This is a genomic window from Sphingomonas sp. F9_3S_D5_B_2, from assembly GCF_054263715.1.
The window spans coordinates 1-15,428 of record NZ_JBSZFB010000004.1; the positions used below are offsets into that span (position 1 = coordinate 1).

Consider the following 15,428-nt stretch of genomic DNA (forward strand, 5'->3'; position numbering starts at 1 on the left):
CGAGCTGCCGATCGACGATCTCGCGGATCGGCGCCGGCGCGACGAAGGGTGGAGGCGGCGTGTGTCGCGGCGGGGGCGCGGCAATGTTCTGGCCGTGGGGCTGGGCGGATGTGGAAGCCGACAGGCCGGCAAGCACCGTCGCCGCGGCGAACAGGGACAAGGTTGTCATGGGGTTTTCGCCTCGGCCTCAACCGGAAATCAGCCCTCGGCCTTCTCGCAAGCCGGTGATAAGGAAGTCGCCGGGCGGCCTGGAGAATTGGCGATAACCCGAGGCGGGGTGCCGACCTCTGGCACCGAGGCGATGTTGCGGAGGCTTGTCGCCGGTCTGGCGAGCGGCTCGCCCGACTACAGCAAGCTCTCTCCTCAGTTCCCGAAGTTGTCCGCCGGGACCCGCCTATGACACATCCGATGTTCAGCTCGATGGGCGAGCTGAAATCGGTGACTCTCCGCGGGCGTGGTCCGATGGGCGACGACGTTTACGATCTCGTGTTCGCCAAGGGCCGGGTGAGAATGTCGGTCGCGCTCAACGCCGACGGTCGGATGGCCGGCGGCATGCTCCAACCGGTCGCACCGCCCGAGCACTGACAGCGGACAACCTACCACGGAAAACGAATGTCAGCTCCCCACCCATTGCTGACATTCGGGTAACGTCTGCTTTCGGCCCAAAGCTGACAATAGTCTGGCGATGTACTCGTTCCTTGCAGTGGCTTCGAGCCGGCGCGTGGCGCAGGTTTAATTCTGGACGGGTACGGTCAATCTGCGCATCCGGCCGACCGCATAATATGAAAGGCCGATTGCTACCGCGAGAGAAGGCGATGCCGATCTGTGCCCAGGTGACGCGGTTCTTTGCTTGCCGAGCCAAGTCTTGGCCCGTCCCAATGCGAACGGGAGCGCCGCTAACCGCGGCATGCATGTCCTCAAGAGAGATGTTCGCAGGATCAGATCCCGCATTGAACACCAAGACGGTGAAAACAGCATCGTTATGGTCAAATCCGAGTGGACGAACTTGCACGGCGCCGTTCTGAAGAGCTGCATTTAGGGCGGGGATGCCTTTGACGAAACGAGCGCCGATGTTGCCGTCAACGATCCCGTGTATGCCAATCTTCGGTCTCTGCGTTCGCACCTGCGCTCAGCGACACCGCAGCAAGAAGACTTAGCCAGTTGCGCATGGACGCCCCCGAGTCATGTAATTCGGCGAACCATGCTGCGTTGATTTTTATATAAACAACCTCTGGTTGTGTCGTCTGTGCCAATCCGCTGCTGCGGCCTGCCCCGTCCCTGACCTGAGTCAGGCTGCCCCTTTTGATAGCTTCAAGGATGCGACCGTATCGAACCGAGCGAACACCGTTGCGAGGCCATCTAGCAACCGCAGGTCATAATCTGCGAAGTGGCGTACTTCCGCATGGCTAATGTTGCCTGGCGTCGGATCATGCAGAATCGGATACCCGTGGTCTCCCTGGGCAAGCTAATCGACCTAGTTATACTCGGCATAATCAAAGCCGGCGTCGGTATGATGGCAAAGGACGGAGCGGCCCGCAGCCACGGTGCTGAGCAGGGCTGCGCTAACATGCTACGTCAGTGAACTTGATCTCCCGTCCGCGTCCGACAGGTTTTCGCCTAGGGAAAGCCAGCTACGAAGCCTCGCCGTTCTGGGGCGCTCGCCCAGATGTGCTTAGGCTGCCAAGCTCTCGAGCTGCTCGTTCACTTCCAGCCAGCGCGCCTCTGCGGCTTTCAGTTGTGACGCCACGTCGGCACGGCGCTTGCCAAGCTCGCTGATCGGCAGATTCGCCAACTCACGAGGCGCATTCGCGGGATCAGACATCGCCTGGTCCAGCGCCGAGCACTGCGCGGCCAGACGCGCACTTGCAGCTTCCGCTTCCGCCGCAGCCTTCTTGAGCGCACGGGCATCTTCGCGGGCCTTGGCCGCAGCCTTGCGGTTGTGACGCTTCTGCTTCGGATTGTCCGCGCCTGCAGCGCCACGTCCGAGAACGAGGTCGATGTAGTCGTCGACACTGCCGGCATATTCGCTCGCGCCGCCATTCTCGATGAGCACCAGCCGGTCAGCCGTAAGTTCGATCATGTGCCGGTCGTGGCTGACGATGATCACTGCGCCGTCGTACCCGTTGAGGGCCTGAACGAGCGCCTCCCGCGAGTCCACGTCGAGGTGGTTCGTTGGTTCGTCGAGGATGAGCAGGTGCGGCGCATCGCGCGTGATCAGCGCCAGCGCCAGGCGCGCGCGCTCACCGCCCGACAGCTTGCCGACGACCGTCGTCGCCTTGTCTCCGGAGAAGCCGAACCGGCCGAGCTGCGCACGTACCGCTCCCGGCGTGTTGCCGCTCATGGCGCGCGTCATGTGCTGAAGCGGCGTGTCCTCGCCGTGCAGTTCCTCGACCTGATACTGGGTGAAATAGCCGACCCGCATCTTGCCCGACGCGGTCACGTCGCCTTCCATGGGCATCAGTTGGGCTGCCAGCAGACGCGCGAGCGTGGTCTTGCCGTTGCCGTTGCGGCCGAGCAATGCGATGCGATCGTCGGGATCGATCCGCAGGTTCAGCCGGCGCAGAACCGGCTCCTCGGCATAGCCGACGGCCGCCATGTCGAGCGTGATCAGGGGCGGCTTGAGCTGCGACGGGCTTGGAAACTCGAAGCTGAGACTGGGATCGTCAGCCAGGGCGGCGATCGGCTGCATCTTGGCGAGCATCTTGGCCCGCGACTGGGCCTGCTTCGCGGTCGAGGCACGCGCGCTGTTACGAGCGATATAGTCCTGCAAACGGGCTCGCTGTGCCTCTTGGGCGGACTGCGCTGCGGCAATCTGGGCCGCCCGCTCGGCGCGCTGCCGCTCGAAGCTGTCGTAGCCGCCGCTGAAGACCGCGATCTTGCCGCGCTCGAGGTGCAGGATGGTGTCGACGACATTGTTAAGCAGATCCCGCTCGTGGCTGATGACGATCAGGGAGCCGGCGTAGCTCTTGAGGAAGTTCTCGAGCCATTGCGTCGCTTCGAGGTCGAGGTGGTTGGAGGGCTCGTCGAGCAGCAGCAGGTCCGGCCCGGAAAAGAGCAGTGCGGCAAGCGCCACACGCATCTTCCATCCGCCGGAGAAGCTGTCGAGCGGCCGCGATTGCATGTCCTCGTCAAAGCCTAGTCCCAGCAGGATGCGGGCGGCACGGGCCGGCGCCGTGTACGCGTCGATCGCAAGGAGGCGCTCGTGGATGTCCCCAAGCCGGTGCGGATCGCTGCAGATCTCGGCTTCTTCGGTCAGCGTTGCGCGCTCGACATCGGCGGCAAGCACGGTTTCGAACGGCGTCGCGGTGCCGGCCGGCGCTTCCTGCGCGATGTACCCGAGCCGTGTGCGGCGCGGCATTTCGATCGCGCCCTCGTCCGGGTCGATGAGGCCGATGATCGCCTTCATCAGAGTCGACTTGCCGGCGCCGTTACGGCCGATCAGCCCGACGTGCGCGCCCGGTGGGATCGCCGCCGAAGCGCGGTCAAGTATGATGCGCCCGCCGAGGCGAACCGTAAGGCCATTGATGGTCAGCATGGGCCGCCCGTAGCAGCCAATTGCGTCTAGCCCAAGCAGCAGGTCTGAGTTGCAGAAGTGACCCTGGCGCGGGCGAAGGAGTATCCGCTCCGCCATTCAAGGAACCCGCCCTTCCCCCTCCCGTTGAGAGGCGGGATGGACCAGCAGGCGAGCAGACCGAACGGATCACTGATCCAGCCCTCGCCGGAGGCGGAAGCCTTCTACTGCGAGGTGCTGACGAAGATGGTGGAGTCAGGTATCCCGTTCCTCGTCTCCGGGACCTACGCGCTTTCAGACTACACCGGCATCGACCGCCCGACGAAGGACGTGGACGTCTTCGCCACGGCCGGCGACGCGCTGAAGCTCCTCGCCTTCTTTCGGGACCAGGGCTTTGACACCGTCGTCGTCGACGAGCGCTGGCTCGCTCGCGTCACCCGCGGCGAGATGTTCGTCGACATCATCTACAACATGCCAACCTCGTCCTCGCACGTGACCGAAGACTGGTTCCGCAACGCGCCCGAGACGGAGCTGTTCGGAACGCGGGTCAAGCTGGTCCCGCCGACCCAATTCATCTGGTCGAAGATCTTCGTCCAGGACCATCACCGCTACGACGGGGCCGACGTCGCCCACATGATCCTGAAGTGTCACGGCAAGGTCGACTGGCGGCAGCTGCTCTCGCACATGGAGCTTTACTGGGAAGTGCTGCTGATGGCGGTGCTCAACTTCCGCTTCGTCTATCCCAGCGAGCGCAAGGTCATCCCGCAGTGGCTGTTCGACGAGCTGCTCGACCGCTTGCACAAGCAGGACGCCGTCGACCCGCCCGACAAAAAGGTTTGCCGCGGCCGGATCTTCTCTCCGCGGGACTATGGCGTGGACGTCGAACAATGGGGCTTCTCGGAAGCCGTCGGAAACCTTGAAGAGCAATATGGACAATAAAGATCAGAAGCTGCGCGTTGCCGCCATCGGCGACCTCCACGTGCAGGAGACGGACAGCGCCCCCTATCGCGAGTTGTTTGCGGAGATTTCGTCCGTTGCCGACGTGCTTGTGCTGTGCGGCGACCTCACCAACTTCGGCAAGACGAAGGAAGCGAACATCCTTGCCGAGGACATCAAGTCCTGCTCGATCCCGGTGCTCGGCGTACTCGGCAATCACGACTATGAATGCGGCCAGCCCAAGCATGTCGCGGAGATCCTCCATGACGCCGGCATGACCATCCTCGACGAGCAGGCGGTCGAGATCGGCGGCGTCGGCTTCGCGGGCGTCAAAGGCTTCCTCGGCGGCTTCGGGCGCGGCGAGATCGCGCCGTTCGGCGAGCCAATCATCAAGGCCTTTGTCGACGAGGCCATGAACGAGGCCCGAAAGCTGGAGAACGGACTTCGAACGATCCGGACCGAACGGAGCGTCGCGGTCCTCCATTACTCGCCGACGTGCGAAACGCTGGAGGGCGAGCCGCCGGAGATCTACCAATATCTCGGCTCGGCTCGCCTGGCAGACGCGATCGACCGCTTCGATCACGTCAAGGCCGTCGTTCACGGCCATGCCCACCACGGCAGCTACGAAGGCCGCACTCCGCGCGGCACGCCCGTGTTCAACGTCGCGCAGTTCGTGCTGAAGCCGCGCTTCGGCAAACCCTATACGGTGCTGGAAATCTGACCACAGCAGAATGACTTGCGCCTGATGTAGGCGTTCGTTACGGCCTCGGCTTCCCTTCCGGAGCTGCCCTCGCGCCCTGATGCCGTTCGACCTCAGACTCAATCAACGTCGCTTCAATCAGCTGGCGCTACTTGCGGTCGTGTTCGGGTTCGCGCTGCTGGTCATCGGGTTCGTGACGACGGTCGGCACCACCCTGACCAGCCAGCGCGCGACGCTCGCCGTCAGGCACACCTATCAGGTCGCCGACCAGATCGACCAGGTCATGCTGGCGATCGACCGGTCGGAAACGGCGACTCGCGGCTACCTGCTCGCTCCGGATCCCGTGCGCATCCAGACGCGGAACGACAATCTCGCGCGCATCGCTCCTACGCTTGACCGGATCGCTGCGATGACCCGCGACAATGCCCACCAGCAGGAGGCGGTGGCGGAGCTTCGCGCGATGGTCGCTGCCCAGCGCGCGACTTCCGACAGCATCATGGCCAAGGCGGTGAGTGGCCGCCTCGACGCGGCACGCGCCGAGTTCGTGAGCACTGCGAAGGTCCGCCGGGTCGAGCAGGCCCGGACGATCGCCCGCCGCATGCGCAGGGAAGAGGAACGGCTGCTTGCCGAGCGCGAAAATGTCGAGAGTAGCAGGCAGACGCAGCTAGTCGCGATTCTCGCCGTCACCGGCATCCTGCTGCTGCTGATCGGCGCAGCGGCCTTCATGCTGGTGCGCCGCTACACGATCGACCTGACCCGCGCCCGCGACCGCCTCAACCTGCTGAATGCCGACCTCGAAGGCGAGGTCGAGCGCCGCAGCGGCCAGCTTCGCCGTGCGAACGACGAGATCCAGAAGTTCGCATACATCGTCAGCCACGACCTTCGCTCGCCGCTCGTGAACGTGATGGGGTTCACCTCGGAGCTGGAGGCGGCGAACACAACTATCGGCGCCCTCGTGGAGCGAGTGGAGGCCGAGCGCCCCGACCTGATTACCGCCGACGTCCGGCACGCACGCGAGGACCTGCCGGAAGCCATCGGCTTCATCCGGTCGTCGACGCAGAAAATGGACCGGCTGATCAATGCCATCCTTCAGCTCTCCCGGCAGGGGCGCCGGGTGCTGACGCCGGCACCTGTCGACATGGACGCGCTGATCGGGGACATCATCGCCAGCCTGGATCACCGCCTGACCGAAGTCGGAGCAACTGCGGATATAGAGGGATCCCTGCCCGACATCGTCAGCGACCGCCTCGCGCTAGAGCAAATCTTCTCGAACCTGCTCGACAATGCCGTGAAGTATCTCGACCCGGAGCGGCCCGGTCACCTGGTGGTTCGCGGCCGCTCAGAAGGCGAATGGCTGATCTACGAGGTTGAGGACAACGGCCGCGGGATCGACCCGCGCGACCATGAGCGGGTGTTTGAGCTTTTCCGCCGCGCCGGAGCGCAGAACCAGCCCGGCGAAGGGATTGGTCTCGCCCACGTGCGCGCTCTGGTCTATCGCCTTGGCGGCATGATCGACTGCACTTCACAGGTCGGGCAGGGCTCGACCTTTCGACTGCGCCTTCCACTGACCTATCGCGACAAGGGAGCGGACAATTGACCGACGAGCGGCCCGTCAACATCATCATGATCGAGGACGATGAGGGGCATGCCCGCCTCATCGAGAAGAACATCCGCCGTGCCGGGATCAACAACGCGATCAAGCACTTCGCCGACGGCGGCAGTGCGGTCGACTTCCTGTTCAACGATCCCGCCGGGCCGGCCAAGAACGGCCCTGCACTCGTCCTCCTCGACCTCAACCTGCCCGACATGAGCGGAACCGACATCCTCGCCCGCATCAAGGAGGACGCGGCGCTGCACCGGACTCCGGTCGTCGTGCTCACGACCACCGACGACAAGCGCGAGATCCAGCGCTGCTATGACCTCGGGTGCAACGTCTACATCACCAAGCCGGTGAACTACGAAAGCTTCGCGGACGCGATCCGCCAGCTGGGGCTGTTCCTGTCGGTCATCCAGGTGCCGGAGGTCGCGCCCGACTGATGCAGGAGCCGCGACGCATCCTCTATATCGACGACGACCCCGGCCTTCGTCGGCTGGTCGAGAAGCTGCTCGTCCGCCGCGGTCATTCGGTTGTGGGGGCAGGCAGCGGCGCCGAAGGGGTGGATATCGCCCGGGCCGAGCGTTTCGACCTGATCGGCGTCCACCACTACATGCCCGGGATGGACGGCCTGCAGACGGTCGCCGAGCTGCGCAAGCTGCCGGAATCGCCGCCGATCATCTACGTTACGGGCTCGGACGAGAGCAGTGTCGCCGTCGCCGCCCTCAAGGCCGGCGCGGCCGACTATGTCGTGAAGTCGGTCGGCGACGATTTCGTCGACCGGCTCGAGCTTGCGTTTGGCCACGCGCTTGCCAAGCTTCGGCTGGAACGCGCCAAGGTCGAGGCGGAGGACGCGTTGAAGGCATCGAACGAGCGGCTCCAGACGCTGCTTCGCGAGGTCAATCACCGGGTCGCCAATTCGCTCCAGCTGGTCGCGACGATGGTGTCGATGCAGGCCCGGCTGATCAGCGACGAGCGGGCGCGCGACGCGCTCGATGACACCGAGCGCCGCATCCAGGCGATCGCCCAGGTTCACCGCCGGCTTTACACGTCGGACGACGTCCAGACCGTCGCGATGGATGAATATCTGGCTGCTCTCGTGACGGAGCTCGAGGAGACCTGGTCCAGCGACCTGGCGCCGCGGGCGATCCGCCTCACGGCCGAGCCGCTACAGCTTCATGCGGAGAAGGCCCTGAGCCTCGGCGTCATCGTCAACGAGCTGGTCAGCAACGCCTGCAAATATGCCTATGGGCCCAAGGACCAGGGCGAGATTCGCGTGGACTTTGCCCGTACGTCCGGCGAGCGCTTCCGTCTCTGTGTCGAGGACGACGGTCCCGGTCTGGAGGACGGCGCCGAGCCGCGCGGCACCGGCCTCGGCTCCAAGCTGATCGCCGCGATGGCCAGGGCGCTGTCGACCTCGGTCCAGTACGACACCACGCACAGCGGCGTGCGCGCTGTGGTCACCGCGGCAATCTAGGCCGGCGTCACTCCGCGCCGCTGCCCGGCTCGGCCTGCGCCCGGTGCATCTTGGCGGTCATCGCGTCGGTCATCACTTCCGCGCCGGCCACCTGCATCTTGTTCTTGAGGCCGTAGATGACCGAAGCCTCACCGCTGTTCATGGCTTCCCAGCCGGCCTTCGCGACGTCCGCCGGATCGTCCTTCTTCGCCTGCCCGATCTTCGTGTCTTCCATCTCGGCGCGGTGGAAGAAGTTGGTTTCGGTGGCGCCGGGCTTCAGGCAGGTGACGGTCACGCCGCTGCCCTTGATCTCCTCGTTGAGCGCCGCCGAGAAGCTGTCAATGAAGGCCTTGCTGCCGTTGTAGACCGCCTGGAACGTGCCCGCCATGTGACCGGCGATGGATCCGGTGATCAGCACCTTGCCTTCGCCGCGATCGACCATTTTCTTCACGATCGGCTGGATGAGCAGCAGCGTGCCGGTGATGTTGGTGTTGACGATGTGCTGCCACTCTTGCGGATCCTGATCGAGGAACCCGTGGCCGAGGCCGTGGCCCGCATTGGCGACGAGCACGTCGACCTGGCGGTCACCGATGCGGGCGATCAGCTGGTCCAGCCCCTGTTGCGTCGCGAGGTCTGCCTCGATCTGCTGCACGTCGACGCCGAACTCCTTCAGCGCCGGCCCAGCCTCGACGAACGGCGTATCGGCAGCGACGATCAGGTCGTAGCCGTCCTGCGCCGCGAGCTTCGCGAGCTCGAGCCCGATTCCGCTCGACGCGCCGGTGACGATTGCAAGTTTACGCGAGCTCATGCTGCTGCTCCTTCTGGTCCTGCTTGGGAGTGGCCATTTCTGTTTTCAGTACTATCTTGGTGAATTGCTCCTGATCGTCGTGCCAGTGCTTGTACATCTCGGCAGCCTGCTCGAGCGGCGCGTGGTGCGAGATGAGGAAGGTGGTGTCGACCTTCCCCTCCTCGATCAGCGTCAGCAGCGGCTTCAGGTAGCGATGGACGTGGGTCTGGCCCGTCTTCATCGTCAGCCCCTTCTCCATGAAGGCGCCGACCGGGAACTTGTCGGCAAAGCCGCCATAGACGCCGGGCACCGAAACGCGGCCGCCCTTGCGCACCGACAGGATCGCCTCCCGGAACGCATGGATGCGGTCCGTGACCATGAAGGTCATGCTCTTCACCTGGTCCATGATGTTATCGATCGAGATGCCGTGGGCCTCCAGGCCAACCGCGTCGATCACCGCATCCGGGCCGATGCCACCGGTCATCTCGGCAAGCGCTTCGCGGACGTCCACCTCGCGATAGTCGAGGATCTCCGCGCCCAGCCCCTTGGCCAGCTGCAGCCGCGACTTGTAGTGATCGATGGCAATCACGCGGTGCGCGCCCATGATCAGTGCGGACTGAACCGCGAACAGTCCGACCGGACCGCAGCCCCAGACGGCGACGGTGTCGCCAGGCTCAATTTCGCAGTTCTCCGCGGCCATCCAGCCGGTGGGCAGGATGTCGGTCAGGAACAGGACCTTGTCGTCTTCGAGATGGTCCGGAACGACGAGCGGTCCGACGTTCGAGAAAGGCACCCGGACATATTCCGCCTGTCCGCCGGCATAGCCGCCGGTGAGGTGCGAGTATCCGAAAACGCCGGCCATCGGGTAGCCGTACTGCGTCTCCGTGGCGTCGGACGTTTCCGCCGGGTTGGTGTTGTCGCAGCAACTGAACTGCTGCTTCTGACAGAAGAAACACTGGCCGCAGGCGATCGGGAACGGCACGACGACGCGCTGTCCCTTCTTCAAGGTGCTTTCGGACCCGACTTCGACGACTTCGCCCATGAATTCATGGCCAAGGATGTCGCCGGTCCGCATCCCGGGGATATAGCCGTCGTAGAGGTGAAGGTCGGACCCGCAGATAGCCGTCGACGTAACCCGCAGAATCGCGTCCTTCGGGTTGACGATCTCGGGATCGGGGACGGTGTCCACGCGGACATCGTGGCGGCCGTGCCAGGTGAGTGCGCGCATCGCGATGCTCCTTAGACTGTCGCTTCGGTTGGGGTTTCGGACTTGCGGGCGGAAGGCGACGCGTTGGTCGCAACCTCGCCCGTTTCGATCAGCTGCTTGAAGCGCCGCAGGTCGCGCCGTGCCTGAACGTTCGGCTCGCGCTGCAACAGCTTGGCGATCGCTCGGCCTGGCAGCCCGGCGGGCGGATCGTATTTCATCGTCAGGCGGACCGCAGTGCCGCGGCCCGGCGCCACCTCGAAGAACTCGACGCGGCCTTCGGTCTGGATCTGCGAGTCGGGCTCGCTCTTCCACGCGATCGTCTCGCCGGGCCGGTCTTCGGTGATCCGCGTCCGCAGCTCGACGGTCGTTCCCGCCGGCGCCTTGATCGTCCACTTGGAAGCGCCGTCACCCTCGGTGATGATGCGCTCCACATTCTCCATGAAGCGCGGGAACTTCGTGAAGTCCCGCCACTCGCGGTAGATTTCATCGCGCGGCTTGTTGATCGACACCGTGCGGCCGACGAGACCTTCCTCGTACCGCCCCGTCTTGCGCCGGAACGTATGGTCCGGGGCGTCGCTGATGTTGGTGCCATCGTCGTGCACGTCCGCCGACCGGCGTGCGAGCAGGAAACCGGCGGCGCCCACTGCGACCGCCAGCCCGGCGCCGATGAGCGCCTTCTGATTGCCTGAAACTGTTGATTGATCCGCCATGGGACTCCTCCGTCGCGTACGGGGGTCAACCTAAACGGCTATTCCAAGTTCCTAAGGTTGTTGCCAGTTCTCGATGATCTCGACGAAGCGCGTAAGCCACGCGTTGGTCTGGTGACCGTCGACCACGCGGTGGTCGATTGTCAGCGTCACATAGGCCATTGGGCGGATCAGGATGGCGTCTTGTCCGCCGACTTCCCGCACCACAACGCGCTTCTCGAGCTTGCCGACGCCGAGGATCGCCGCCTGCCCCTGATGAAGGATGATCGGTGCCGCGAGCAGCGACCCTGACACGCCGTGGTTGGAGATGGTAAAGCTGCCGCCGGACACGTCCGACCGCTCGAGCTTCCCGTCACGCGCTCGGCGGGTGAGGTCGTCGAGCCTGGCGCCAATCTGCTGGAGCGTCATCGCACCTGCGCCCTTCACGACAGGGACGACCAGCCCCTTCTCGCCCAGTGCCGTCCCGACACCCACGTCGATCGTCGGCGAAATGGCGATTCGGTCCTGCTCCCAGCGGCCGTTGATTGCCGGAGCGACAGCCATCGCCTCCGCGGCGGCCTTGACGATGTAGGCGGTGTAGCTGAGCTTCAAGCCGCCAGCGGCCTTCGCGGCCTTGTGCGCGGCAACGGCCGAGAAGTCGGCCTCGAACAACGCCGTGACATGCGGTGCTTCCGAGACCGCGCGAACCATGTTCTCGGCGATCGCGAGCCGCATCCGGTCGTGCGGAACGTCCTGGGCGGAGAAGTGGCGCGGCTGTGCCGAGGAAGGCTGGCCGCCGCTGACAGTGGTCGCGCCCGCCACCGCGCGGTCAACGTCGTCCCGCGTCACGCGGCCGTTGCGGCCTGTGCCCTGGATGCGCGCCGGATCGATACCGTGCTGCTGGCAGGCTCTTCGAACGGAAGGGCTAAGCCGGGTTTCGACGTCTGCGTCCGTGCTGGGCGAAATCGAGGGGCGTTCCTGAACGGTTGGCACCACATGCCCTTCGACCTCGGGCTCGGACCTGCATCCCAGTCGAACGGACGCTTCCGTGCTGATCCTCGCCAGCAATGCTCCCGGCATCGCCTCCGCGTCGGTTTCGAGGACAATTTCGGCCAGCACGCCCGCAGCAGGCGCGGGCACCTCCTGCGTCACCTTGTCGGTCTCAAGCTCGACCAGGGGATCGTTCTCCGCGACCGCGTCGCCGATCTGCTTGAGCCAAGCGCGAACGACGGCCTTGGTGCCCTCCTGCTCGTCGGGAACGCGGACCTCGATCAAGTCAGAACCCCAGCAGCCGGTCGATCTCGGCGCGGATGCGCTCCACCGACGGAACCGCGCTTTCGAGCAGCTTGGGATGATGCGGGCTCGGGATGTCGGGCATGGTCACCCGGGCAACCGGCGCATCCAGGTCGAGGAAGGCTTCATCGGCGACGATGGCGGCAATCTCCGCGCCGAAGCCGCCGGTCCGCAGATCCTCGTGGACGATCAGGCAGCGGCGGGTCCGGCGAACGCTGTCGAGCACCGTCTCCCGGTCCCACGGCTGCAATGTACGAAGATCGACGACGTCGGCGCTGACACCCTCGGCCGCAGCCTCGCAGCGCGGCACCATCGCGCCCCAAGTGACGATCGTGATCCGGTCGCCTTCGCGCGTCTTCTTCGCGCGCCCGAACGGCAGCACGTAATCGTCGCCGGGCCAAGGCCGCCGCGCCCAACTATCGTCCAGCATCGCCCGATGCTCGAAGAACAACACCGGGTCGTTGCCGCGCAGGCTGCCGCGCAGCAGGCCGACCGCGTCCTCAGCGTTCGACGGCACCGCGACCTTCCAGCCAGGATTGTGGACGAACTCGACCTCGTTCGTCATCGAATGCCACGGGTCCCCACACTTGAAGAAGCCGCCGGGCACACGAAGCACCAGAGGCGCGGCGAACCGGTTGTGCGTCCGCCAGCGCATGGTCCCGCAATCGTGGATCTGCTCGGTCGCTGGTTCGGCATATTTGCGGAACTGGATCTCCGGCACGGGCATCAGCCCGGCGAGCGCCATGCCAACGGCACGACCGACGATCCCTTCCTCGTTCAACGAGGTGTCGAACACCCGCTCACGCCCGAACTTCTCCTGCAGGCCGAGCGTCACCGCGTGCACGCCGCCCTTGGGTCCGACGTCCTCGCCGAACACCACCACGCGCGGGTTGGACTCAAGCTCCTGATCGAGCACGCGGCGGATCGCCGTCACCATGTTGATGCGCTGCCCGGCCCTTGCGGTTTCGTTGCTTGGCTGCGGCGGGACATAGCCACTGTTCCACAGGCCACCGACCTGCTGCAGCTCGCCTTCGTAGAAGACATGGCTGGTAACTTGCTCCGGGGAAGACACGCCCCTCGCCTCAGCCTCGGTGCGCGACGCCTCGACCTGCCAGGCGGTCTCGCGCTCCAGGTCCGACCATTGTTCGTCGCCGATCTGAAATCGGGCGACATGCGTTTTAAGCTTGGGCAGCGGATCGCGCGCCCACTCGGCAGCGATCTCCGCTTCCGACTTGTAAGCTTGCGTGTCCTGCGCGCTATGCCCCTCGAGCCGCGGCACCGTCAGCCGCAGTAGCGCCGGCGTCCGGTGCGTCCGGACGTGGCTGACGGCGTCGTCAATCAGGCGCGCCGCGATGGCGGGATCGGTGCCGTCGCCGCTGAAGATCGTCAGCCCGGAGAAGCTCGCGAGGTTCGCTGCGATGTCCTTGCCCGGCGTCTGATAGTCGGACGGCACCGAGATGCCGTAGCCGTTGTCCTCAACGTACATCAGCAGCGGCAAAGATTGCGTCGTCGCAATGGTTAACGCGGACCAAAATCCACCGGTCGCACAGCTGGCGTCGCCACCAAGCACCAGCGCGATATTGTCGAGCGCGCCTTCATCGAGCACGTGGTTCTTGTACTTGATCGCCTGCGCCCAGCCGACGGCCGGCGTGTATTGCGCCCCTACCCCGCCCGCCATCGGCATCGCGTGGGCGCCGCCCGGGTTTGGGTAGTTGAACACGACGCCGATATCGCGGCCGTCGGAATAGCCGCCAGCCAAGCCCATTCCCGAACCGAGCGCGTCGGCAAGCGGCACGCCGAGCGCGAGGAGCAGCGGCCGTGAACGATAATAACCGAACGCCGCGTCACCGTCCTTGAGCCGCAAGCCGAGCAGCACCTGCGCCATGTCGTGGCCGCGCGCGGAGAACTGGTAGAGCACCTTCCTCGCGGGAACGAGCTCCTCCTCCTCGAGACGGTCCAGTTCCCGGCTCGTCAGCACCAGCCGCGCGACCTCGCGCCAATCGACCTCAGCGGTCACCTTGCCCGGATCGCGGTCGGCCATGGTCAGGCGTCCAGCGCCTCGACCACGGCGGCGGTAAATCGGTCGATCTGCTCGTCACTGAGGCCGACCACGTTGAAGCGTCCGCTGTCTGCCATGTAGATCGCATCGTCCGCGCGCAGCTTCAGCACCTGGTCCTTGGACAGCGGCAGCATCGAGAACATCCCGAACTGTCGCCCGATGAAGGCCAGCCGCGGGTCGGCCGATGCAATCCGCTGACGCACCGCGTTGATCCGGTCGCGCATCGCACTGAGTTCGCCGAGCCACTCGGCCCGCAGCTCGGGGTCCTCGAGCACGATGTGGACCGCCGCGGCGCCATGGTCGGGCGGCATGGACCACATCTGACGCGCAATCTGGAGAACATGCGCCATCGCCGTCGCCGAATTCTCGGGAGAGCGCGTCTTGATCCACAGCGAACCGACGCGATCACGGTAGACGCTGAAACTCTTGTCGCAGCTCTGGGCGATGACGACTTCGTCGCAAGCATCGAGCATCAGGCGGACGCCGAACGCATCCTCCTCAAGCCCGCGGCCAAAGCCCTGGTAAGCGATGTCGATGAACGGGATCAGCCCCCGTTCCGCGGCCACGCGCGCGACCTCGCGCCACTGGTCCTCGTCGAGGTCGGCACCGGTCGGATTGTGGCAGCAGCCGTGCAGCAGCGCGACATCGCCCGCCTGCGCACTCTCAAGCGCGGCCAGCATGTCCTCGAAGCGGATCGCCCCCTGACCGCGCTCATAATAGGGATATTCGACCGCTTCCAACCCGACCGACTTGATGATCGGCGGATGATTGGGCCAGGTCGGAGCACCAAACAGCACCCGCGCATTCGGATTGGCGGCCGCGATCAGCTCGAACCCGAGCCGGAGCGCCCCGCAGCCGCCCGGCGTCTGAAGCCCCGCAATCCGCTGGTCCGACGCATGCTCGCCAAGGAAGATGGGCCGCAGAAGCTCGGCAAACCGTTTGTCGCCCGCGCCGCCGAGATAGGACTTGGTCGGCTGGCTATCGACCAGCCGTTGCTCCGCCTTCTTGATCGTCTTCAGGATCGGCGTGTTGCCGGCGCCGTCGCGCCACACGCCGACGCCGACGTCGATCTTCTCCGGCCTCTCGTCGGCGTTGCACAACGCGATCAGTTGCAGCAGCGAGTCGCTCTGGACAGGCGGGAGATCGGCGAGCCCCTTGGCTCTCTCGGCAGTGGTTAGCATGAAAGCGCGATTAGCGAA

Annotated in this window: 13 protein-coding genes; 6 read left to right on the forward strand and 7 right to left on the reverse strand. The window is 65.1% G+C overall.

The window, feature by feature from the left end; all coding sequences use genetic code 11:
* The first annotated feature begins 396 nt into the window (after positions 1 to 396).
* Complete coding sequence (locus ACUXST_RS11130) at positions 397 to 585, forward strand: hypothetical protein (RefSeq protein ID WP_458390058.1); 189 nt, start codon at positions 397 to 399, stop codon at positions 583 to 585.
* A gap of 1,087 nt (positions 586 to 1,672) precedes the next feature.
* On the opposite strand, the gene ACUXST_RS11135 is transcribed toward ACUXST_RS11130, so the two are convergent.
* Positions 1,673 to 3,535 (reverse strand): ABC-F family ATP-binding cassette domain-containing protein, encoded by a 1,863-nt coding sequence (locus ACUXST_RS11135; protein WP_458390331.1) that lies wholly within the window; start codon positions 3,533 to 3,535, stop codon positions 1,673 to 1,675.
* A 135-nt stretch (positions 3,536 to 3,670) separates the two neighbouring features.
* Here ACUXST_RS11135 and ACUXST_RS11140 point away from each other — a divergent pair, with 135 nt between their 5' ends.
* From ACUXST_RS11140 to ACUXST_RS11160, 5 genes are all read left to right on the forward strand, one after another.
* On the forward strand, positions 3,671 to 4,450 hold the full coding sequence (locus ACUXST_RS11140; protein WP_458390059.1) for a nucleotidyltransferase: 780 nt from the start codon (positions 3,671 to 3,673) through the stop codon (positions 4,448 to 4,450).
* Positions 4,440 to 5,168, forward strand: coding sequence for a metallophosphoesterase family protein (locus ACUXST_RS11145; RefSeq protein WP_458390060.1), 729 nt, complete (start codon positions 4,440 to 4,442; stop codon positions 5,166 to 5,168). The genes ACUXST_RS11140 and ACUXST_RS11145 overlap by 11 nt, the downstream gene beginning before the upstream one ends.
* Positions 5,169 to 5,247: 79 nt before the next feature.
* Complete coding sequence (locus ACUXST_RS11150) at positions 5,248 to 6,744, forward strand: sensor histidine kinase (RefSeq protein ID WP_458390061.1); 1,497 nt, start codon at positions 5,248 to 5,250, stop codon at positions 6,742 to 6,744.
* Positions 6,741 to 7,184 (forward strand): response regulator, encoded by a 444-nt coding sequence (locus ACUXST_RS11155; RefSeq protein ID WP_458390062.1) that lies wholly within the window; start codon positions 6,741 to 6,743, stop codon positions 7,182 to 7,184. The genes ACUXST_RS11150 and ACUXST_RS11155 overlap by 4 nt, the downstream gene beginning before the upstream one ends.
* Positions 7,184 to 8,218: a sensor histidine kinase gene (locus ACUXST_RS11160; protein WP_458390063.1), complete on the forward strand. Its 1,035-nt coding sequence runs from the start codon at positions 7,184 to 7,186 to the stop codon at positions 8,216 to 8,218. Before ACUXST_RS11155 ends, ACUXST_RS11160 begins: the two co-directional genes overlap by 1 nt.
* A gap of 7 nt (positions 8,219 to 8,225) precedes the next feature.
* Here the strand turns inward: ACUXST_RS11160 and ACUXST_RS11165 are convergent, their stop codons facing one another.
* The 6 genes from ACUXST_RS11165 to ACUXST_RS11190 are packed head-to-tail and all read right to left on the reverse strand — an operon-like array spanning position 8,226 to position 15,410.
* On the reverse strand, positions 8,226 to 9,005 hold the full coding sequence (locus ACUXST_RS11165) for an SDR family NAD(P)-dependent oxidoreductase (RefSeq protein ID WP_458390064.1): 780 nt from the start codon (positions 9,003 to 9,005) through the stop codon (positions 8,226 to 8,228).
* The gene (locus ACUXST_RS11170; protein ID WP_458390065.1) at positions 8,992 to 10,212 is read right to left on the reverse strand and encodes a zinc-dependent alcohol dehydrogenase; all 1,221 of its coding nucleotides are present in this window, start codon (positions 10,210 to 10,212) and stop codon (positions 8,992 to 8,994) included. Before ACUXST_RS11170 ends, ACUXST_RS11165 begins: the two co-directional genes overlap by 14 nt.
* An 11-nt stretch (positions 10,213 to 10,223) precedes the next feature.
* Positions 10,224 to 10,901 (reverse strand): SRPBCC family protein, encoded by a 678-nt coding sequence (locus ACUXST_RS11175; RefSeq protein WP_458390066.1) that lies wholly within the window; start codon positions 10,899 to 10,901, stop codon positions 10,224 to 10,226.
* 51 nt (positions 10,902 to 10,952) lie between these two features.
* Complete coding sequence (locus ACUXST_RS11180; protein WP_458390067.1) at positions 10,953 to 12,152, reverse strand: dihydrolipoamide acetyltransferase family protein; 1,200 nt, start codon at positions 12,150 to 12,152, stop codon at positions 10,953 to 10,955.
* A gap of 1 nt (position 12,153) precedes the next feature.
* Positions 12,154 to 14,211, reverse strand: coding sequence for an alpha-ketoacid dehydrogenase subunit alpha/beta (locus ACUXST_RS11185; RefSeq protein ID WP_458390068.1), 2,058 nt, complete (start codon positions 14,209 to 14,211; stop codon positions 12,154 to 12,156).
* A gap of 2 nt (positions 14,212 to 14,213) precedes the next feature.
* Entirely contained in the window at positions 14,214 to 15,410 is a 1,197-nt protein-coding gene (locus ACUXST_RS11190; protein WP_458390069.1) for an amino acid aminotransferase, read from the reverse strand.
* Positions 15,411 to 15,428: the final 18 nt, after the last annotated feature.

What these genes read in the sequence shown, in the direction of transcription:
- ACUXST_RS11160 (WP_458390063.1), top strand. Translation starts at nt 7,184, where the DNA reads ATGCAGGAGCCGCGACGCATCCTCTATATCGACGACGACCCCGGCCTT.
- ACUXST_RS11165 (WP_458390064.1), bottom strand. Translation starts at nt 9,005, where the DNA reads ATGAGCTCGCGTAAACTTGCAATCGTCACCGGCGCGTCGAGCGGAATC.
- ACUXST_RS11135 (WP_458390331.1), bottom strand. Translation starts at nt 3,535, where the DNA reads ATGCTGACCATCAATGGCCTTACGGTTCGCCTCGGCGGGCGCATCATA.
- ACUXST_RS11175 (WP_458390066.1), bottom strand. Translation starts at nt 10,901, where the DNA reads ATGGCGGATCAATCAACAGTTTCAGGCAATCAGAAGGCGCTCATCGGC.
- ACUXST_RS11130 (WP_458390058.1), top strand. Translation starts at nt 397, where the DNA reads ATGACACATCCGATGTTCAGCTCGATGGGCGAGCTGAAATCGGTGACT.
- ACUXST_RS11140 (WP_458390059.1), top strand. Translation starts at nt 3,671, where the DNA reads ATGGACCAGCAGGCGAGCAGACCGAACGGATCACTGATCCAGCCCTCG.
- ACUXST_RS11145 (WP_458390060.1), top strand. Translation starts at nt 4,440, where the DNA reads ATGGACAATAAAGATCAGAAGCTGCGCGTTGCCGCCATCGGCGACCTC.
- ACUXST_RS11150 (WP_458390061.1), top strand. Translation starts at nt 5,248, where the DNA reads ATGCCGTTCGACCTCAGACTCAATCAACGTCGCTTCAATCAGCTGGCG.
- ACUXST_RS11185 (WP_458390068.1), bottom strand. Translation starts at nt 14,211, where the DNA reads ATGGCCGACCGCGATCCGGGCAAGGTGACCGCTGAGGTCGATTGGCGC.
- ACUXST_RS11170 (WP_458390065.1), bottom strand. Translation starts at nt 10,212, where the DNA reads ATGCGCGCACTCACCTGGCACGGCCGCCACGATGTCCGCGTGGACACC.
- ACUXST_RS11190 (WP_458390069.1), bottom strand. Translation starts at nt 15,410, where the DNA reads ATGCTAACCACTGCCGAGAGAGCCAAGGGGCTCGCCGATCTCCCGCCT.